Annotated in this window: 13 protein-coding genes; 9 read left to right on the top strand and 4 right to left on the bottom strand. The window is 45.6% G+C overall.

Features of this window, described 5'->3' with window-relative positions; genetic code table 11:
* The 3 genes from ISX59_RS18745 to ISX59_RS18755 all read left to right on the top strand — a co-directional run.
* Nucleotides 1-1,373, top strand: a 1,373-nt coding sequence (locus ISX59_RS18745) for a hypothetical protein (protein ID WP_220576152.1), incomplete at its 5' end; no start/stop codon positions are given.
* Between the two features lie 622 nt (nucleotides 1,374-1,995).
* Nucleotides 1,996-3,600, top strand: coding sequence for a fimbrillin family protein (locus ISX59_RS18750; protein WP_044301723.1), 1,605 nt, complete (start codon nucleotides 1,996-1,998; stop codon nucleotides 3,598-3,600).
* 27 nt (nucleotides 3,601-3,627) lie between these two features.
* Complete coding sequence (locus ISX59_RS18755; RefSeq protein WP_022012257.1) at nucleotides 3,628-4,392, top strand: DNA-binding domain-containing protein; 765 nt, start codon at nucleotides 3,628-3,630, stop codon at nucleotides 4,390-4,392.
* Nucleotides 4,393-4,561: 169 nt separating this feature from the next.
* Here ISX59_RS18755 and ISX59_RS18760 read toward each other — a convergent pair whose 3' ends face one another.
* Both ISX59_RS18760 and ISX59_RS18765 read right to left on the bottom strand, forming a co-directional pair.
* The gene (locus ISX59_RS18760; RefSeq protein WP_032543410.1) at nucleotides 4,562-7,318 is read right to left on the bottom strand and encodes a substrate-binding domain-containing protein; all 2,757 of its coding nucleotides are present in this window, start codon (nucleotides 7,316-7,318) and stop codon (nucleotides 4,562-4,564) included.
* A gap of 79 nt (nucleotides 7,319-7,397) precedes the next feature.
* On the bottom strand, nucleotides 7,398-9,044 hold the full coding sequence (locus tag ISX59_RS18765) for a glycoside hydrolase family 32 protein (protein ID WP_220576153.1): 1,647 nt from the start codon (nucleotides 9,042-9,044) through the stop codon (nucleotides 7,398-7,400).
* Nucleotides 9,045-9,284: 240 nt separating this feature from the next.
* Between ISX59_RS18765 and ISX59_RS18770 the strand changes: the two genes are divergently transcribed.
* A complete protein-coding gene (locus ISX59_RS18770; protein WP_050550278.1) occupies nucleotides 9,285-10,757 on the top strand; it encodes an alpha-L-fucosidase in 1,473 nt (490 codons plus the stop codon).
* 120 nt (nucleotides 10,758-10,877) lie between these two features.
* Nucleotides 10,878-11,810, top strand: a complete 933-nt coding sequence (locus tag ISX59_RS18775; protein ID WP_032540907.1) for an AraC family transcriptional regulator — start codon at nucleotides 10,878-10,880, stop codon at nucleotides 11,808-11,810.
* Here ISX59_RS18775 and ISX59_RS18780 read toward each other — a convergent pair.
* Complete coding sequence (locus ISX59_RS18780; RefSeq protein ID WP_122143202.1) at nucleotides 11,755-12,813, bottom strand: alpha-L-fucosidase; 1,059 nt, start codon at nucleotides 12,811-12,813, stop codon at nucleotides 11,755-11,757. The two genes, ISX59_RS18775 and ISX59_RS18780, sit on opposite strands and share 56 nt — an antisense overlap.
* Nucleotides 12,814-13,067: 254 nt before the next feature.
* Between ISX59_RS18780 and ISX59_RS18785 the strand changes: the two genes are divergently transcribed.
* Both ISX59_RS18785 and ISX59_RS18790 read left to right on the top strand, forming a co-directional pair.
* Nucleotides 13,068-15,830: a TonB-dependent receptor gene (locus ISX59_RS18785; protein ID WP_220576154.1), complete on the top strand. Its 2,763-nt coding sequence runs from the start codon at nucleotides 13,068-13,070 to the stop codon at nucleotides 15,828-15,830.
* Between the two features lie 188 nt (nucleotides 15,831-16,018).
* Nucleotides 16,019-16,951 carry a metallophosphoesterase gene (locus tag ISX59_RS18790; RefSeq protein ID WP_032543409.1) on the top strand — a complete coding sequence of 311 codons (933 nt, stop codon included), beginning with the start codon at nucleotides 16,019-16,021 and terminating at the stop codon, nucleotides 16,949-16,951.
* A gap of 740 nt (nucleotides 16,952-17,691) precedes the next feature.
* Here ISX59_RS18790 and ISX59_RS18795 read toward each other — a convergent pair.
* Nucleotides 17,692-19,503, bottom strand: coding sequence for a mechanosensitive ion channel family protein (locus ISX59_RS18795; RefSeq protein ID WP_032536692.1), 1,812 nt, complete (start codon nucleotides 19,501-19,503; stop codon nucleotides 17,692-17,694).
* Nucleotides 19,504-19,628: 125 nt separating this feature from the next.
* Here ISX59_RS18795 and ISX59_RS18800 point away from each other — a divergent pair, with 125 nt between their 5' ends.
* Both ISX59_RS18800 and ISX59_RS18805 read left to right on the top strand, forming a co-directional pair.
* A complete protein-coding gene (locus ISX59_RS18800) occupies nucleotides 19,629-20,591 on the top strand; it encodes a calcium/sodium antiporter (RefSeq protein WP_044301718.1) in 963 nt (320 codons plus the stop codon).
* An 88-nt stretch (nucleotides 20,592-20,679) separates the two neighbouring features.
* Nucleotides 20,680-21,816, top strand: a complete 1,137-nt coding sequence (locus ISX59_RS18805; RefSeq protein ID WP_032540912.1) for a hypothetical protein — start codon at nucleotides 20,680-20,682, stop codon at nucleotides 21,814-21,816.

The following is a 21,816-nucleotide window of genomic DNA, read 5'->3' on the forward strand; positions in this document are numbered from 1 at the left end:
GAAGAACGCTTGTAGACGAATGGGTACCGGTTAAGGAATCACCCGCCAGCAGGGCCATACCCGCTGCCGTACCTTACGAGGGTCCTTCAGTGGTCCGGATGACACTCCGCGAAGAGCCGCAAGTCACTACCCGTGCCGCTACATTGGGTAATGGCATTTATTTCCGGTTGATCGTTTTCCGTAATGAGGGTGGCAATTACGTGTTCCAGTCCGCAGCGGATTTTACGACGAACGGGGCTTCCGCTCCCACACTCAGGCAAGGAAAGTTACTCACCAGAGCGGGAACTGTCCGTGTGATCGGATACTCGTTCAATAGTACGACAGCGATGGGAACGATCCCTTCATCCTATGCTTATAACGGTACTTCCGTCACTATCCCGAATATGAGTAATGACTTTATGGTTTATGACTCGGGGGACATAGCGAATGTGAGTACAATCAACCACAACCTGTCGGTTATTTTCACGCAAAAACTCTGCAAGCTGACGGTTAAGCTCTCCTTGTCACAGTTTGGAAGCAACACGTTTACCAACTGTACGGGCGTATATGTTTCTCAGGGCGGTAATGCGTCCGCCTGGACGATAGGTCCCTCTACAAATAATGTAAGTGCCAATACCGGAAATACACCTACATTCAATATTGGCAATAATTCTACTGCCACTGTACGGTTAGTTCCTTTTTCGGGTTCACGGGCGATCACGGTGCATATCGGTACGCTGACTCTTAGTAATTACTTCAATGCGAATAATCGGAATATCACCTCGAGTCAGAATGTGCAGTTGCTGCCGGGACGGAGTTATGCCATTACACTGAAGTTTGAATTGGGGATACAATTGGCGGCAAGTGACATTAACCTGACACAAAACGGATGTACAGCAAGTGATAAAAATAATTTAGCGAAGTTAAGATGGGCTACGGGAAATTTGAAGAGTACGGGAAGCACAAATTATGTATGGGCACCTTCGCAGACAGAAACCGGATATTATTACACATGGTATAGCACTTATACCGGAAATACAAGTACTAATAACACAGATCCATGTTCTAAATTGAATATTGCATACTATGGTACAGGATGGCGTACACCATCCGAAAATGACTATATTTCATTATCCCGATGTACGGATAGAGTGCATACAAATAATGGCATGTGGTTTATGAATAAAAGTATTGGTGTTTTTCTATTGGCCGCTGGAACAATAGGTAGTGGTGGAGGCAGTGCGACTAATCCTAATCCTAGTAAGACTGGACAGTATTGGACTACAAAAAAAGATGGAACAAATAATGGAATAAGCTTCGCATTTAACCCAAGTTCGATATTCATGTTTTCTGATTATAAAGCAACTGGAATGCCAGTTCGTTGTGTTAAATAATTAACTGTCATTTATGATTAAGATTAGCTTGTAAATAAAGCCTTGATCAGTATCCTATAGTTGAGAAGTGTCGGAAACCTGACACTCCAAGAAACTGTAGACTATATTTAGTTCTTTAAAGGTGTATAAGTTACGGATTGATTAGGCATTTTGAGTAAAAAGCTACTAAAAAGACTTTTATACAAGAGCCACATAATCAGATTATCAAGTAATTTTTGAGAAGAAGAGAGATAGTTATCCCGTAATTTTCAGGACACTCTTTCAAAGACCAAGAAGATCTACTAAGATGCAAAGTTTACTTTTGGAACGGTGTTTCAAAAGACGTACGTCTGATGCAACAAAGATAAGGCGCTTTTTTCATCTGTGCAAATATTTCCACATTGTTTTAATTATCAGTCATTTATCTGTTCCTCTTATATTTAATGTGAAGAGTAAAAATAATGTTTCAAAAAACGTACGTCTTTTGAAACATTATTGTGTATTCAAGACCGTTATATCTGATTGTAATACACAAACTTACGCATAATAAAAGTGGTATCAAACAGCCTTTCCGGACTTATACGAGGATGTATAGGTCCGCAATGCGTCTTTGATACGATTATTCACTTTAATATCTTAGTATATGAATAGAACTTTTATTATGCGAGAGTGTCTTGGTAAAGCCTTATGGCTGTGTTTTTGCCTTTCGATAGCAGGATGTGCGGAAGATGACAGAATGACTCCCTTATCTCCTGATAGCGGGGATACTGCCGACGAGTTAATCCCCATCCAGATCAGCCTGACGGGTGACAACAACTATCATTCATCTTCTTTTAATGACGCTTCGACCCATAGCCACTCTCCCCTGATCGCCGAATGGGTGGGAGTAAAAGCTTTCTCCCCTACACGCACGGGAGAGCAACCGGACTACGAAGGTCCCCGGATAGCCTCGATGGAACTGACGGAAGATACTCTGCCCCATGTAAATACCCGTGCAACCGTACCTGCAGGAGTTTATTTCCGGCTGATTGTTTTCCGGAAGTCCGGAAACAACTATGTCTTCCAGTCGGCGGCCGATTACACCTCAAATGGTACGGGCACTCCTGTACTCAAACAAGGGAAATTGCTGACACGCTCGGGAACGATACGCGTGGTGGGCTACTCCTTTAATACCACTGCCGCTGCCGACTTGGGAACTATGCCCGCATCATATACCTACAACAGTAGCACAGTGTCTATCCCTAACATGAGCAAGGACTTCATGACCTTCGATTCCGGAGATATAACGAATGTAAACAGCCTCAGCCACAACCTTCCGGTGAGTTTCAGTCAGAAGTTGTGTAAACTGACAATTTCCATTAGTCCCACCGGATACCCGAGCAATACGATCAGTAATTGCACGGGTGTATACGTAAAGCAAGGGGGAAACTCCACATCATGGACAATCGGTCCCTCGACCAATGTGGTAGCCGCCAATACGAATAATACGACCACATTTAATCCGAACACGACCCTGAGTACAACCATACGCATGGTTCCGTTTGCAGGGGCCAGAACGATTACAGTGCATTTCAATACGCTGACGGTAGGAGATTGGGCAACAGAAAGCAATATTGAAATTACTTCAAGCCAAAATATCCAACTAGTAGAAGGAAAAAGTTACATAATGAAAGTGCAATTTAAAAGAGGACCTGGCATTAAAGTGGCGGAAAGTGATATTAATCTTACAGGTAACGGGTGTACAGCTCAGGATAAGAAGGATCTGGCTAAACTAATATGGGCGGACGGAAATCTGAAATCAACAGGAAATTCTAACTATGTATGGACTACTTCAACAGATAGAGGTTATTACTATACTTGGTATAGTACTTACACAGGAAATACAAGTCAAAATAATACTGATCCATGTTCGAAACTTAACGCCTCAATTTATGGAGCTGGGTGGCGTACACCGTCACGAAACGAATTCACTAAGTTGTCCCGATGTACAAATAAGGCAAAAGTAAATAATGGAATGTGGTTTATGAATAGTTCCAAAGGGATTTTTCTGCCATTAGCAGGGGTTATCCCTGAGAAATATGGATCCAGCACTGGTAATGGAGTAGCAAATGCTAATGTTGATGGTAATTATTGGTGCACAGAGAAATATTATCGTTTTTTGTTGGGGCTAAATGGACACATAGTTTCCGACGCAGGTTCTGGTGCCTTTGGATGTTCTGTTCGTTGCGTGAAAGGTACCAAACAGTAATATATTCACTTTTAAAATAGATAAATCATGAAAACCGAACTCAAAGGCTGGCTTGCGGACAATACCGTGACCACCGACAACAAAGAAGACAAAATCCTGGTATTGGAAAGCGCCGGAAACCTGACGCTATCCGATGTACTGGATGAAATGAAGAAAGAAGATACCGGTTTGCGGGCAGAGACTTTAAAGCATGCCGTCGATCTTTTTCAGCGCACAGTATCGGAATTGGTACTGAACGGATACTCTGTCAATACGGGGCTTTTTCGTGCCGTACCACAGTTTCGCGGGGTAATAGACGGTGGAGTATGGAATCCCGAGAGAAATTCTATCTATGTTTCCTTCAATCAGGATAAGGATTTACGTGAAGCTATCGCACGGACCGGCGTGAAAATTCTGGGAGCCAAAGGTGACTCGGCCTACTTCATCGGCGGTGAAGACGCCGCCACCCGTGCTACGGACGGTAGTGCAACTGCGGGACGTAACTATCGCCTGCAAGGAAAGAATATTAAAGTAACAGGCACAGACTCTGCCGTAGGTATCGTATTGATTGACGAAAAAGGCACAGAAACGAAGTTACCGATGGATATGATTGCCATAAACAACCCCTCGGAAGTATTGGTGCTACTTCCTGCCGACTTGAAAGACGGAACCTATGAGCTGCGACTGACCACACAATACTGCCACAGTTCGCAGACAATGCTAAAAACGCCGAGAACTGTCAGTCGATTTATCAACATCGGCGCATCTCAAGGAGATGGCGATGGTGATATTGTAGATGATCCAACGGCCTAACAGTAAACATACCGGCACATTTCATATCGTCCCGCATTGAGAAAACTCAATGCGGGACAATTTTGTATAATGCGTATACAGCATTATCTACGGCTCGTATACTACTCTATATACGTACTGTATACAGAGTTGCATACGGTGCGTAGACAGAACGATCTGTTTCCCATATTCAGTTAGCCACCATTGCCTCTGTCGGAGTGACCCCATAAAGTGTACGGAAACATTTAGTGAAATAGGCGGGCGAAGTAAAACCGGTCATATAAGCTATCTCACTGATATTATACTGCCGGGCTTTAAGCAAAAGCATTGCTTTATTGAGCCGGTAATTCCTCAGGTAATCAGTGGGTGAAACCCCGAACAGAGTTTTCATCTTCCGGTAAAGGTGCACCCTCGACAATCCCAGATGTTCACTCAGGTCTTCGATGCTGAAATCGGAGTTTTCATATTGCGTGTCGACAATGCTCAGCAGCTTGTCCCTGAACAACTCGTCTACCTTCATCAGTTTGCATACCTCCACATTGTCCATCGTACCGGCCCGGAGATTCTTCATATAGGCTTCCTTCATCTTTTGCCGTTCCGAAATCATGTTGATGATACGTATTTTCAGGAAGTCGATATTGAAAGGTTTGGGAATATACTCGTCCGCCCCTTCGGCAATGCCGTAAATGCGCTGGCTGTCTTCGGACAAAGCAGTCAGAAGTATGATAGGGATATGGCTGAAAGCAAGATCGTTCTTCACCCGATTAACCAACTGGAAACCATTCATACCGGGCATCAGCACGTCACTCAGAATCAGGTGGAAAGCGACATCCTTCCCCAACTGGTCCAACGCTTCATTGCCATTACCCGCCACTTCGACTCGGAAATTGTCGGACAGCTCCTTCCGCAGGCTGTATCGCACATCGGGGTCGTCTTCCACCACCAGAATATGATAATCGTAGGTCGTGGACAGCATTTCATTCACTATCGTCGTATCCACTTCCATGTCATGATAACTCAGATTGAAACGGTCGGTCTCTTCCAATATATATTCGTGGGTATAGTGAGCCATGTCTTTGTAAAGCCGGACGCTGAACAAGGTATATTCTCCGGGCTGGCTCTCTACACGAATTTCACCGTCATGCAAATCGACGTATTCTTTCGAAAGATTAAGTCCGATGCCGAAACCTGCCGTACCGAATGTTTTATTACCGGTATAAAACCGCTCGAAGAGATGCTCCATGCTCTCTTTTGAAATCCCCCGCCCGTGGTCCTCCACTTCCACCAGAACAGTTTCTGCCTCACCGATAACCCTGACGGAAATATCTCCGCCGCCATCCGAATATTTAAAAGCATTCGAAATGATATTCACCAATACCTGCTCTATCTTATTGACATCGATATGGATATTCAGCTTGTCGATGTTGGTGCAGAACTGATAATGGATCTGCTTCTCCTGGGCAATACCGGTAAAGTAATCGAAGACCTCTCTGACCATTCCTATCAGATCTACCTGACGCAGAATCAGTTTCATCTTGTCGTTGTCAATCCTGCGAAAATCGAGTATCTGGTTGACAATCCGGTAGAGCCGGTCTACGTTCCGCTTCATCAAAGCCACATCTTCCTGAATAGAAGGATCGAGCCTGGAGTTTTTAATCAGTTTGTTTACCGGCCCCAGTATTAACGTAAGGGGAGTACGGATTTCGTGGGAGATATTGGTAAAGAACTGCAGTTTCTGGTTCGAGATGTTTTCTATCTGGTTATTCTTGACCGCCAGTTCCTCCTTCTGCGCCTCTACAAGCTGGTTTTTATCATACAGTTCTTTGTTTTTGTTCTTGATGCGGAGATTCATGTACATGACATATCCCAACAGAGGGATAATGAGTAACATCAACGCCAGGATCAGTATGGTGGAGTTGCGCAGGAACTTGAAACGAGACAGCAGATTGTCTTCTTCCTGCTTCTGGCGGTTGATCCGCTTTTGGTAATGATTCAGTTGTTCGGACTGTGCCAGAATGGTTTTTGCGTTTCCCCGGTTAATGATAGCGGTATTCAATACGTAGTTTTTCTTCACCTTCTCGCCATTGATAATGGCCATGGCCACCTGAATGGAGATAGCTCCTCCGGTAGGATACTGAAAAGAGGCTTCCAATTTCTCGTCGGCTACAGCCTGCAACCCGGCTCCATCACCATATACTCCGTCGATACCTATAAACCGGATACGTCTGCCGGACACAGAGTCACGCTTCATAATGACATCACGTGCAGCAAGGGCCATTACATCATTATGGGCATACACCAAGTCGATATCTGTAAAAGCAGGCAGCTTGCTGACAGCATCGTAAGCACTGTTATAGTGCCACTTACCAAAAACCTGGGTCACCCGGAAGTTTTTGTCGCTGCGGAGATGGTCAATAAACCCGTCATGGCGTTCCATGGCGGGCGAAGAGCCTTCCAGTCCCCATATTTCAAGTATTTGGGAATTGGGCGAAAGTTGTCCGTTGATATATTCGCCGATGGCAGAACCGATGTTGTAATTATTGGCGCCGATAGAAACCGTATATTCATCCGACTGTATCTTACGGTCGTGGATAATGGTAGGAATGCCTTTCCGGTAGGCTTCCACTGCCACGTCGGTAATGGGAACAGCTTCGTTGGGTGAAATGATAAGTACATCCACATTCTGCGAGATCAGTTTACGGATCTGGGCTACCTGCCGGCTGCTGTTATCCATTGCATTATATACTACCAACTCCACGTTGCGGTAATTGGAGGCCTCAATCTGCATTTCGAGCAATACGGCTTCGCGCCAGGAATCGGAAGTGCACTGAGAAAAACCGATAACATATTTTCTGTCCGCCTCTTCCTTCCGTTGGCAAGAAGACAGGAATACGAACAGGCCTGCAAAAAGCAAAAAGCCGAACCGGAATAGATTTGTGTTTTTCATGCTGTGTTTTCCTTAATAATACGTATATAAGACGTCCTGAAGCAAAGAAACAGGACGCCTTATCAAAAGAAAATGTTCGTTACCAGATGGATTTTACCGAGAACACTTCCAAGTTTTTGACTTCTATGTTGTTACCCCAGAAGTGAAGTCCTTCGCGATTTCCTTCACGCGGGCTCCGTTTCATCGAATACGAATAAGCTCCTCCGTCGATGAAGACTTCGATAGAGGTACGGTCGATGTATATGTCGGCTGTCAGTTCCATACTGGTGCGGTCGTCGGGTGAATAGAACACACCGTTTATCAGATTGGAGTTCATGTCATAATCCACCAGAGGCTGTCCGTAAAGATTCAGTCCGCCACTGGTGGCATGTGATAACTTGATGGTAGTCCGTATCCGCAAACAGTCCTTGTCGGAAAATGATTGCAACCGCCCGTTGGCTGCATCAGAAGTAAGTGATGTCCAGTTTCCTACCGGCCGGAACAGTTGCTCTGCCTCCCTGACAGGAACACTAAACAAACGGACTCCCTTTGAAGTAGTACGAAGAGTCAGTTCATTGGGCAGTAGCATCATTCCGTTGAACGGCATGCCATCGTGTGAAATTCGTCCCCAGCCTATCTGGATGCGACGTCCGTCACTGGCAGGCAGGTTGCTATAGGTTTGGGCAGCATACATACTTCCTGTATAATAGTAGTACTTACCCGCCTCCGGAGTAAATGTCTGACCATCGAACGATCCCAGCATATAAGTACCCGAGGCTCCGTACATCACCCATTTCGTGTGATTCTTATCTCCGTCAACCGGCAGCTCAAACAGTTCGGGACATTCCCAGAAACCGGTAACATGGCTCTTGTATTCCCAGTTCTTCAGGTCGGAAGAGTTGTAGATGGAATGTCCGTCCCGCTCGTTGAGCACCATCACCCAATGTTTGCCGGGTGCGTACCAGAAAACTTTCGGATCACGTGTGTCTTTACTATTCCATTTTGCCTTTGAGTCTATCACCGGATTGCCTTCGTATTTGGTAAACGTACGTCCCCGGTCGAGGCTGTAGGCAATGCACTGCCGCTGTTTCTCCGGATTATCCACTGTATAGGCGGCTACCAGTGCCGGCTCTCCTTTTTTATTAAATCCGGCGGTATTATCATAATCGATCACGGCCGAACCGGAGAAGATGGTTCCCAGTTCATCGGGGTGCAAAGCATCCGGCAGTTCCTCCCAATGTACCAGGTCACGGCTCACGGCATGTCCCCAGGTCATGTTCTCCCATTCCCGTTCGTAAGGATTATGCTGATAGAAAAGATGGTATTCACCTTCATAGTAAACCAATCCGTTAGGATCGTTAATCCATCCGCGACGGGTAGTGAAGTGAAATTGCGGACGGTTCTTCTCTTTATACAGGCTGTCTTGCCCCGCAATCACATCGTCCTGATAGATCTTCTCCAATCCGGCAGACTCTCCTTCATAGCTGATTCGGAGTGTCTTGCCTTTCCAGGAAGAAACATCGCAAAATACCCAATAATCGGGTTTCCCGTCGGCCAGGCGAATCACGAAATTACGTTCCGGAGCCCCTTTCACCTCGAATGTCATTTTCTTCCGGTCCATTTGGTGGGACACGGGAAGGTTGATATACTTCTTCGTAATCTTCAGCGTAACATCGCCGGCAAATGAAGCAAACAGGTTACCGGCAAGCAGCGTTGCGGCAAGAAATAATTTTGTAGTCAAATGCATAGTTTTATTTTGTTAGTTAATAATGGAAAACCTGAGTGCAATTTTACGCATTTTTTCAGGGATAAGCTATCACTCAGCGTACAAAACGTATCACTCAAGTTACCCGAAAGATATTCCCAATGGAAGCGACCGGCAGAGAATGACGGATTTAGCAAAGTTTATCACGGATTCAGCCAGAACCGGTAACCATAAAATGACCATCTTTGCAGCATATTACATTTTATATTATATCTGATCATCATGAAACATCTTACAAACATTTGCAAAGCAGCCTGTGGAGTCTGCCTGGGTGCAGCCTTATATGCCTGTACATCTACTGCCGTACAGACGGGGCCCCTGCCTACCAAAGGGCAACAAGCCATGATTGACCGTAAATACGGCATGTTTCTCCACTTCGGCATGAACACTTACCTCAACGTGGAATGGAGTGACGGCACTGCCCCCGCCTCAACGTATGCCCCTCCTGCCGACATCGCGCAGAAAGCCGCACAATGGGTGAAGACAGCCAAAGAAGCCGGAATGCGCTCCATCGTACTTATTACGAAACACCACGATGGCTTCTGCCTTTGGGACAGTAAATATACCGACCATGACATCGCCAATCCGGGCATCAAGCACAAAGTAGACATCGTACGCGCCGTATCGGATGCCTGCCACGAACAGGGAATCGCATTTTCCATATATTATTCTCTTTGGGACCGCCATGAACCCAGCTATAAGGATTCCGACAAATATAAATACATCGGGTTTATGAAAAATCAACTTGAGGAGCTGATGACCCAATATGGAACCGTACACGAACTCTGGTTCGACGGTGGATGGGACCGTAAAGTGGAAGACTGGCATCTGCAAGAGGTATACGATTACGTCAAAAAGATGCAACCAGAATGTCAGATATCTACCAACTGGACTATCGGCAAACGTCCGGTAGACATGCAGGAGGGCGATTCAATCATCTACTTCCCGTCTGACTTCCGTTTATGGGACCCGTTTCTCCCGGTAAAGGATGATCCTAAAATATATACACATAGCGGGAAGCAATACTATCTGCCTTTTGAAAGCACACAGACCATTTCTGTCCTTGGCAGTTGGTTCAATCATCCGGAAGACAGTACCGTACGTGAACTCGACGAGTTGGAGGAAATATTCTATGTGGCAACATCCAATGACAACTGTTTGCTACTGAATATCCCACCGGACACCAACGGCGAACAAAGCCCCAAAGCAGTGGAGCGCATCAAAGAACTGGCCAAGCTGCTGGGTATCGATTCCGGTAAACCGTTCCCGAAAACGTTGAAGCGTCCCCAGTCTATCACGACCGATGCACGGGCCGAAGCAAGCAGCACACTCAAAAACGACACCCTCCATTACGGAGCCAATTATGCAGTGGACAGTGACGTTACAACCTCCTGGATCAGTGCAGACTCCGTCGGCTCCATCACTGTCACTCTGGACAGGGAAGCCAGTTTCAGCAAGTTCTTTATAATAGAATCAGAGAACAGCATCCGGAAGTTCTCCGTCGAGGCAATAAAGGAAGGAAAAGAGATACAGGTTTACCAAAGCGAAGTATTGCCACTCACCAATTCCAATAGTTTCATGGGATACGGAATCATCGAATTCACACTTCCCGAAGTATTGACAACCCGACAGTTCCGTATACAAATTCAACAGTCCGACGGACATCCCAGCATCTATTCCATCCGTTTAAAATAGTCCGACTGTCCCAATATAAATGGATAACGTATAAAAACACGTTATCCATTTGTTTTTTTAGCCCCAAACATTTACCTTTAAACCCGCATAAAAACAATGTGTTTGCCTCAAACGATACATATGCCAATCTCAAACACGACATACACCTTTTCATTATCTATGCTCTACGCCGGCTTCAAGCGTGTAGAGAACTGGTGGAATTTCAGGAATGTCATCAGTCCGTTTTACCGCCTGTACTATATTGAGAACGGACGAGGAAGAGTATATATAAATAATGTGGTTTATGACCTTTTACCGGGCCAATTGTTCCTAATCCCCAAGTTTGCCTTCCACAGTTATGAATGCGATGACTTTATGGATCACTATTATATCTGTTTCTTTGATGATTTGAACGGAGTGCCGGGAGTGCTCAATCCACTTCAGCTAAACTTGCAACCGGAAGCCGCTCCGATGGACTTCTCACTGATAAAACGTTATCTGGAACTTAATCCGTACAAGTCATTACAGGTTGTAGACCCACAGAGTTATGACAATACCAAGTCACTTTATGAAAACAGGACCGAGAAAAATCTATCGCAGTTGTCCCACACCATAGAGAGTCATGGAATCCTGCTGCAACTTTTCTCCCGCTTCATTACAGAAGCCAGTATGAGTCAACTACACGGCAGTAACTCATACATCAAACTGGACGAGGTGATACAATACATCCACAAGAACCTCGACAAACGTATTACGGTAATCGAGCTATCCGAGCGGATGTGTCTCACCCCTGACCATTTCTCGAAAGTATTCAAAAAGATAATCGGTGTGCCTCCCTGCGAATACATCCAGATGAAACGTATCGAACGGGCACAAGCCATGCTGATCTCTTCGAAACTCAATATCATGCAGATAGCGGAATGTGTCGGCATTTATAATCCTGCGCAATTCACCCGCCTGTTCAGCAAGCTGACCCAATGTTCGCCCAGAGAATACCGGGCGAAACAATTGAATGATATCACTTACTTACGGAAGAAAGATTCAGCTTCTCACGCAAGCGGTTCAGAATCGTGATATCTTCTTGCCTCAGTTTGCCGTCACGACCGGGAGGGCAGTTTAAAATCAAAATATTGTCATTCCTGGTACATTGACGGTATAGTTTCGCCAACTCGTCAACAGACTTGAAGTTTGTATCCGTAGTATGATAAAACCAACGGTCACTAATACAAACGGTCGACTCCCAAGGCATATAATAATCTTTGCCGTCATGGGTAAACAGCTTCGGGTCATCGTCTGCCGGCAGGTACGGATCGCCCAGTCTGAAGTCACTCGGAAAATAACGAATCGGATATCCCGCCCGTTGATCACCCGGCAACACAGGATGCGCATCCGCATTTTCAGGTGAACCGATGCTCCAGTTGATGCCTATCTGGCATTCGGGTTCTTTCGACTTGATGGTTTGATAGATATCCATCACCGGCCAACGGTAATTCTGTTTCACCCATCCTCCGTCAAACCAGAACTCAACAATAGGAGTATGCTTTCGTGCAATGTCGACCAGTTCGGCGAGTTGCCGAAGCATATACTCATTGTATCCGGCATCTTTACTCCGGTCGTCAACGTCCCGGTTCATTTTGCGGTCCCAAAGTGAGTAATATAACCCAAGCCCAATTTTATACTTTTTGCAAGCCTTGGCCACAGCTTCTACCACATCGGTTTTGTTTCCGGAAGCAGCCACATCGTAATCGGTATACTTACTGTCCCAAAGACAGAACCCATCGTGATGTTTAGTGATCAGAATCACATATTTCATACCCGCGTCCCTGGCGGTTCTTATCCACTGTTCGGCATCAATGGCAACAGGCGCATACGAGGAAGCCGGCTTGGAACCGTCCGTCCACTCTTCATTATGGAAAGTATTGATGCCAAAGTGAATGAACATGCCATACTTACGTGCGATCTGCTTCTGTTGTGCCTTGCCGGGGAGGTCAGAGGGAACAGGAAGAATCAGTTTTTGTGCATGAGCACTTATGCCCAGCATCATTAAAAGAAAGCTGCTTAAAAAGAATCTCTTCATAACTAATAATAAACTTGATGGTACATCACAGGATTATTCTCTACACAGCACAAAGATACCGGACATCCCGAAAGGTAACTTTTCAAAAAACGGGGTATTATTGACTGTTTTAGTGTTATTGGGTAAGAAGATAACGACAGACAGGCGATAACAGAATCGTAACATCTTTGTCACCCAGCGTTCAAACAACTGTAAAAGTGACGAAACTTCCTCCCTCTACTTTTGCAACAAATTATTAACGCATACTAACAAATATGAAACGAATTCTGAAACTGGTATCATTCGTTCTTTTATTATCGAACATGGGCGGTCATCTCTACGCCGATGAAAAAGCAAACGTAGTAAAACAAGGTACGATCCGGGGACGTATCATCGACACATCCAAACAGACATTACCGGGGGCCTCGATCTACATCGAGAACCTGAAAACAGGAGTAACCAGCGACGTAAACGGTTTTTATACCTTCGCCAATCTCAATCCGGGAACTTACACCGTAAAAGTAAGCTATGTGGGATATGCTCCCGTAGAAATGAAAATAACGATTCCCGAAGGCAAGACGCTCGAAAGAGATGTCATACTGAATGAAGGGGTCGAATTGCAGGAAATTGTAATAGGCGGTGCTTTTCAAGGCCAGCGCCGCGCCATCAACTCACAAAAGAACAGTCTGGGCATCAAGAATGTGGTTTCTGCCGATCAGGTAGGTAAGTTTCCAGACTCAAACATCGGAGATGCGCTGAAGCGCATCTCGGGTATCAACGTTCAATATGACCAGGGTGAAGCCCGTTTCGGACAGGTACGCGGTACATCGGCAGACCTCAGTTCTGTCACGATCAACGGTAACCGTATCCCATCGGCAGAAGGTGATACACGTAACGTGCAGCTTGACCTGATTCCGGCGGATATGATTCAGACCATCGAAGTGAGCAAAGTGGTAACCTCGGACATGGACGGCGACGCCATCGGAGGATCGATCAATCTGGTCACCAAGAACTCTCCTTATAAACGTACGCTGACAGCCACAGCCGGTTCCGGCTACAACTGGATCAGCGAAAAGGCACAGCTGAACCTGGGATTGACTTATGGCGACCGCTTCTTTAATAATAAACTGGGAGTCATGCTATCGGCTTCGTATCAAAATGCCCCTTCGGGTTCGTACGATACGGAATTCCTCTGGGAGAAAGACGATAAAGGCAATGTATATATCAACGACTATCAGATACGCCAGTATTATGTGACCCGCGAACGCCAGAGCTATTCGGCAGCCCTGGATTGGGACATCAACGAAAACCATAAACTGATGTTCAAAGGTATTTTCAATAACCGGAACGACTGGGAAAACCGGTACCGCACTACTCTTAAAGATCTGGACGAAGAAGGCAAAGCAACCGTACGCGTACAGACTAAAGCCGGCACACCCGACAATCGGAATGCCCGTCTGGAACGCCAGCGCACAATGGACTTCACATTGGGCGGGGAGCATCTGTTCGGACCGCTATCTATGGACTGGAACGCCAGTTATGCCCAAGCAACCGAGGAGCGTCCGAACGAGCGTTACATCGACTTTCAGCTCAAGAAGCAACAATTCGATATGGATCTGAGTAACGAACGCGAACCATTGGCTACTCCGAAGCCCGGCTCTACGATGACGCTGAACAAGGATTTCGGCCTGAAAGAACTTACCGAACAACAACAAGACATCAAAGAAGAAGATCTGAAATTCTCCATGAACTTCAAGCTTCCGTTCCAAAACGGAAACAAACTGAAGTTTGGAGCCAAAGTAGTGCGCAAAACCAAAGACAAGGAGGTGGATTTCTATGAATATACCCCGAAAGATGAAGATGCATTTATGACCCACAGCCTGCAAAATACGGTAGATCAGACTAACAAAAACTTCATGCCGAGTAACAAATACAAGGCAGGTGTTTATGCCAGCAAAGAATATGCAGGCTCACTGGATCTGAACAATCCTTCCTTATTTGACAAAGAACAGGTACAGGAAGAACTGGCGGGCAACTTCGAAGCACGCGAGACTGTAAGCTCGGGATACATCCGCTTCGACCAGAAACTCACCGACAACGTGGAGCTGATGACAGGACTACGCATTGAGAATACCAGCCTCAGCTATACCGGACGGACGTATGACGATGAAACAGACCAAACCTCAAAGACTGCCCGAGAAACAAACAGTTACATCAACTTCCTTCCGTCACTCCTTATGAAGTGGAGCATAAATGAAGATTTCAAGGTACGCGGTTCGTTTACCCAGACGCTGTCGCGCCCGAAGTATTCCGCCCTGGTGCCCAGCGTCAACATTAAACGTTCGGATAACGAAGTGACAGTGGGTAATCCCGGCCTGAAACCGACTCTTTCTTATAACTTCGACCTGAGCGCGGATTATTACTTCAAGAGTATCGGCCTGGTCAGCGCAGGAGTATTCTACAAGAAGATAGACGACTTCATTGTCAACCAGGTGGCTACGAACTACGAATACAACGGCAACCTATACAACCGCTTTATCCAACCCAAGAATGCAGGCAATGCCAATCTGATAGGTATGGAACTCTCTTACCAGCGTGATTTCGGATTTATCGCTCCTGCCCTGAAATGTGTCGGCTTCTATGGCACGTATACTTTCACCCACTCCCGTGTAGAAGACTTCAACTTCGAAGGACGCGAGAACGAAAAGGACCTGAGCCTGCCGGGCTCTCCGAAGCATACCGCCAACGCATCACTTTATTTTGAGAAAAGCGGGCTGAATCTCCGCCTGAGTTATAACTTTGCCTCCGCCTTTATTGACGAGATGGGTGAAGACGCCTTTCACGACCGCTATTATGACCGTGTGAGCTATCTGGACGTAAACGCCAGTTACACTTTTGCAAAACACTACACCCTCTATGCCGAAGCAAACAACCTGCTGAATCAGCCGCTCCGCTATTATCAGGGGACAAAAGACCGTACGATGCAGGCGGAATATTATGGCGTAAAGATTAATGCCGGGTTTAAGATCAACTTCTAACCGGCTATCAGAGGAGGTTGAATCAACGATGCACCGGCTATTGAAAAACGGTGCACCGCTGATTAGGAAACGGTGCATCGCTCCTTTAGAAACGGTGCACCGTGGGTCTGAGATTAAAACCGTCTTCTCGCATCACTGATGAAAAAACGTATTCAATTCATTAATAATCAATATAAAAAACCATATTTATGAAATTAAAGAACTTACTGACACTTCTGTTTATCTTCATCGGGGCGGTAGCCTCAGCCCAGATCAGGGACTACTCTATATTCGACAAGAAGTTTAACTTCTATATTGCCAACGATCTGGGACGTAACGGCTACTACGACCAGAAACCAATCGCCGAATTAATGGGAACCATGGGCGAGGAAATAGGCCCTGAATTTGTACTGGCTCCCGGAGACGTCCATCACTTCGAAGGAGTACGCAGCGTGGACGACCCGCTTTGGATGACCAACTTTGAGCTGATCTACAGTCATCCGGAGCTGATGATCGACTGGTATCCTGTGTTGGGAAACCACGAATACCGGGGTAATACACAGGCTGTACTGGACTACAGCCGGGTGAGCCGCCGCTGGACCATGCCTGCACGTTATTACACCAAGACGTTTGAAGAAAAAGGTGCCACCATCCGCATTGTCTGGATAGATACCGCTCCCCTGATCGACAAATACCGCAACGAAACCGAAACTTATCCCGATGCCTGCCGGCAGGATATGAACGGACAACTGGCTTGGCTGGATTCTGTGCTGACTGCTGCCAAAGAGGACTGGGTAATCGTTGCCGGCCATCATCCTATCTATGCCGAAACACCGAAAGACCAGAGTGAACGCGGTGATTTGCAAAAACGACTCGACCCTATCTTGAGGAAGCATAAAGTAGATATGTACATCTGCGGACACATTCACAACTTCCAGCATATCCGTGTACCGGACAGTGATACCGACTATATCGTAAACTCTGCCGGATCGCTGGCGCGTAAGGTGAAACCGGTTGAAGGTACTCAATTCTGTAGTCCCGAACCGGGCTTTTCTGTATGTTCTGCCGATAAAAAGGAATTGAACTTACGTATGATCGATAAAAAAGGGAATATACTCTATACAGTGACCCGAAAGAAATAAATCACTCTCTCTTGAAAAATACACAACTTTCAAAGAGCCGGCTTCTTCGCGACGAAAGAGCCGGCTCTGTTTTATGGGACACAGGAGCCAATTACGCAAACTGACACTGAGTTTTAATCTTTAGGAATATATAAGATAGAATCAGTCTCTATATCCTCTATAATAAATCAGAACCTGAAAGCTCTGTGGTACTCCTGCTTCTTCACTCTGCAATGAATCGGAGAGCCGACTCTCCGAGAGGCTCCATTTGTCAATATTCAAAAACAAATCAACAGCCCACAAAACGTATTAAATAATTACTAAAAGTGAATTAAGAGCGTTTACCTCTCGAAAAATCGTCGTCTAAGACGACAAAAATTGTCATCTTAGACGATGTTTTGTTGAGATCGTGACGACGGTATATCGCCCTCTGGACGACGATTTTCAATTTTCCTGATTTTGTATAAAAAGAAAACCGCTACGGGTAGCGGTTTCCAATGGTATTATGTCTTGATTTTTACTTATCTTGATTTCTGCCTTTTTTTAGAGGACCTATCCAGATACTGACCAAGCGGGCGGGATTCTTCTTTTTAATCTCCGTAAAGATAGGAACAATCGTTTGAGAAAGCAAAAAAACAGGGCGAAAACTTATTTATTACGATAAAAGACATAGAGTGTGCCATAAAGTATTTATTCTTAATTAACCGGAAACTTAACCGCTTGGGATCCTCCGTGGTGTGAGTTTTTGACTCATCCGCTTACTACTGTTTATCGGTTTTAGGTCTCAGATCATCTTTCGGAATGGTAGACTCGTTGCCGTCACGCATAGCCATATAGTGAGGTGACATGATTTCGACGCTCGCTTCATTAAAACGATCCTGAATGTTCTGATGCAGATCCGAATAAATTTGCGCCAACTTATCCGCCTCGCGAATATAAGCATTGATCTGATAAACCGGGTACCAGTCGCTTAATGACGTTTCAAGTACAAACGGACGAGGATCATCAATCACTCCGGGAGTATTCAAGGCGGCTTCTATCAGCAACTGGTGCACCTGACGCCAGGGAGCATCGTAACCGATGGTCACCTCTGAGTGAATAATCAATCCGTATTCGCGCGCCGAAGAGCTATAGTTCACCGTATGGGACGACATGATAAACGAGTTGGGGATTGTCACCACTTCATTCTTCGGTGTCCTGATCCTGGTCACCAAAGGTGTTTTTTCTATCACGTTCCCGGTAGTATCATTCAGCTGGATGCGGTCCCCTAACTTGAAAGGACGCATATAGGTAATGACGAGTCCCGCAATGATATTACCGATCACCGTACTGGACCCCAACGAAACGATCAATCCAACGAAGACCGATATTCCCTGAAACACCCCGCTTCTGGATCCCGGCAAATAAGGATAGATCATCGCAATCATAAATGCATAAAGCAAAAAGCGGATAATATGGAAAGTAGGCATTGCCCAGTCGGGATAAAAACCGCCGAACTTAAGCCGCCCGGCTTCAATCTCACGGGACAGATAGTGGACAAAACGCACCAGATATTTAATAGCATACCAGATAATAAAGATGGTGAACAGATTGGGAATATAATCGACGATGCCTACCAAAATATCCTTCACCGGATTCCAGATATACGAAAAGATCGTGTCGGCCAACCCCTTGGTCTGCGGAAAAATAACAAATAGAAGCGGAACAGTAATCAACAACTGGAGAAACACCAGCACGTAACGCAACAGGTTGGAAAGGAAGATCAGCAAATTAACCTGCCGTTGTGTGTCCAGCAGTTCATAGTCCTGAATGGAAATGGGTTTCAACTTTGTGTCCTTCAGCTTCTGGATACGTACTTTCAGCTTACGGAAAAGCCAGGTAGTAAGCCGGAACAAGAGATATTGCCCCACCAATACTAAAACGAAATAGAGAATCCGTTTACCCAATTGCCAGAAGCTGTGTTCCTCTTTCAGTTCCTTCAGCTTCTTCACTACCACGATACGCTTATCTGCCGCCAGTTGCTCACGGGAACGTCCTTCCCACAACCCGTCCTGGTCGGTAAACGAAGCAATGACCTTATTGCCATACATCAAATCGGACACTATATCACTGCTCTCTATATATACCGAATCGGGATGCAGCGTAAACCGTTTACCCAATTGGGTAATGGCCGCGTCAATCATTTCAGCCCTCTGCAACGGAGTGTATCCTCCACGCTTGGTGTAGAGATAAAACAACGTATCACCCTCAACCACCACCGGTACGCCCGGAGTGAACTGACGGAGCGAGTCGATGCGTGCTTTCTGCTGTGCCAGCTTCACAGAATCGGCAGCAAAGGCCTTCAACCTCAACTGCTCCATTTCCATACGCATATTGGCTTCATTCAGACGTGCCTCTTCCAACTCCCTTTTCATATTTGCCATCCGTATGGAATCCGAATCATTCCGGACCGTGGTATGGGTAACGGTACTATCGCCGGTCAGTATCTCCCGGACCGCTTTCCCTAACTGGGCAAACATACTGTTGGCCACTAACAGAAACAACAAAAGGCTGAATAATCTGTTCTTCTTCATATCAAAAACTCATATAGTCATTGTCACTAAAATGGATAAACGTGCCAAACATACAGATTGTTTTTGACATAGCATAGAGTGAAATCACTATATTTGCACCCGAATCAGTAATTTAAGGTATCAACATGGATATATTACTACTTATCGGAGGATTACTCCTTATTTTAGTGGGCGCCAACTGCCTGACGGATGGAGCTGCGTCCGTAGCCAAACGTTTCCATATTCCTTCCATTGTGATCGGACTGACCATTGTAGCTTTCGGGACATCGGCACCGGAACTGACGGTAAGTGTATCATCCGCCTTGAAAGGCAGTGCGGACATCGCTGTCGGCAACGTTGTGGGAAGCAACATTTTCAATACCCTGATGATCGTGGGTTGCACAGCCCTCTTCGCTCCCATTGTAATCACCCGGAACACCTTGAGAAAAGAAATTCCCTTGTGTATTCTTTCTTCCATTGTTCTGCTGATATGTGCCAACGATGTCTTTCTGGACAAAGCTCCCCGTAATACATTAAGTATTTCAGACGGACTGATTCTGCTCTGCTTCTTCACTATCTTTCTGGGCTACACATTTGCCATAGCTTCTCGTAATACGAACGACGCCCAGCCACCGGAAGAAGAAATCAAAAGCCTTCCGATGTGGAAATCCGTACTTTTTATTCTGGGCGGATTAGGCGGACTTATCTTCGGAGGACAGTGGTTTGTAGAAGGAGCAAATAACATCGCCCGTAATCTGGGTGTCAGCGAATCCGTTATCGGACTCACACTCGTAGCCGGAGGCACCTCCCTGCCCGAACTGGCTACCTCCATTGTGGCTGCCTTGAAAAAGAATCCCGAAATAGCCATCGGCAACGTCATAGGCAGTAATCTGTTCAATATCTTCTTTGTGTTGGGGTGCAGTGCCTCCATCACCCCCTTACAGTTGGCAGGCATCAATAATTTCGATCTTTTCACGTTGGTCGGATCAGGCATCCTGCTCTGGTTTTTCGGATTATTCTTCGCCAAACGCACCATCACACGGATCGAAGGAAGCATTCTGGTCTTGTGCTATATAGCCTATACAACCTATCTTATCTATCAGATCTGAAAACATTGAGGCACACAGTTTTTAGTTTCTGTACGTGGTAATTTAAAGATTATCACGTATCTTTGCTGCCTCATCATAAATACAAGTTATGGCCATTACAATTAAAAAGGTATCGACGAAAAGAGAACTTAAGAAATTCATTCGTTTTAATTACGAATTATACAAAGAGAATCCCTATTCCGTACCTGACCTCTACGACGACATGCTGAACACATTCAATAAGAAGAAAAACGCGGCTTTCGAATTTTGTGAAGCCGAATACTTTCTGGCTTATAAAGACGGGAAAATCGTAGGGCGCATCGCAGGTATCATCAACCACCGTGCCAATGCCACCTGGAACAAGAAAGATGTCCGCTTCGGTTGGATCGATTTCATCGACGACCTCGAAGTATCTTCGAAACTCTTGCAAACCGTAGAAGAATGGGGCAAGTCCAAAGGAATGGAAAATATTCAGGGTCCCCTCGGATTTACCGACTTTGATGCAGAAGGCATGCTGATCGAAGGATTCGACCAACTCAGCACCATGGCCACTATCTATAACTATCCCTACTATCCGCAACATATGGAGAAACTGGGATTCGACAAAGACGCCGATTGGGTGGAATATAAAATCTTCATTCCCGATGCCATTCCCGAAAAACATCAGCGCATATCCGATCTTATCCAACGTAAATATAACCTCAAGGTAAAGAAATACACTTCATCCAGAAAGATCGCAGCCGATTACGGACAAGCCATCTTCGAATTGATGAACGAAGCTTACAGCCCGCTGTATGGCTACTCTCCCCTCTCCCAACGCCAGATTGACCAATACGTAAAAATGTATCTCCCGATTGTCGACCTGCGGATGGTGACCCTGATTACCGATGCGGAAGACAAACTGATCGCCGTAGGAATTTCAATGCCTTCACTTTCAGAAGCATTGCAGAAATCACACGGACGATTACTCCCCCTCGGATGGTATTATCTGCTGAAGGCATTATTTATGAAACGACGGGCCAAAATGCTTGACTTGCTGCTTGTAGCCGTAAAACCGGAGTACCAGAACAAAGGTGTTAATGCTTTGTTATTTTCCGATTTAATTCCGGTTTATCAAAAATTAGGTTTTATCTTTGCAGAAAGCAACCCCGAACTGGAAATGAACGGAAAAGTTCAGGCACAATGGGAATACTTTAAAACCGAACAACATAAACGACGTCGTGCGTTTACTAAGAAGATAGACTAA

Source organism: Bacteroides sp. FSHCM14E1, assembly GCF_019633785.1.
Taxonomy (GTDB): domain Bacteria; phylum Bacteroidota; class Bacteroidia; order Bacteroidales; family Bacteroidaceae; genus Bacteroides; species Bacteroides hominis.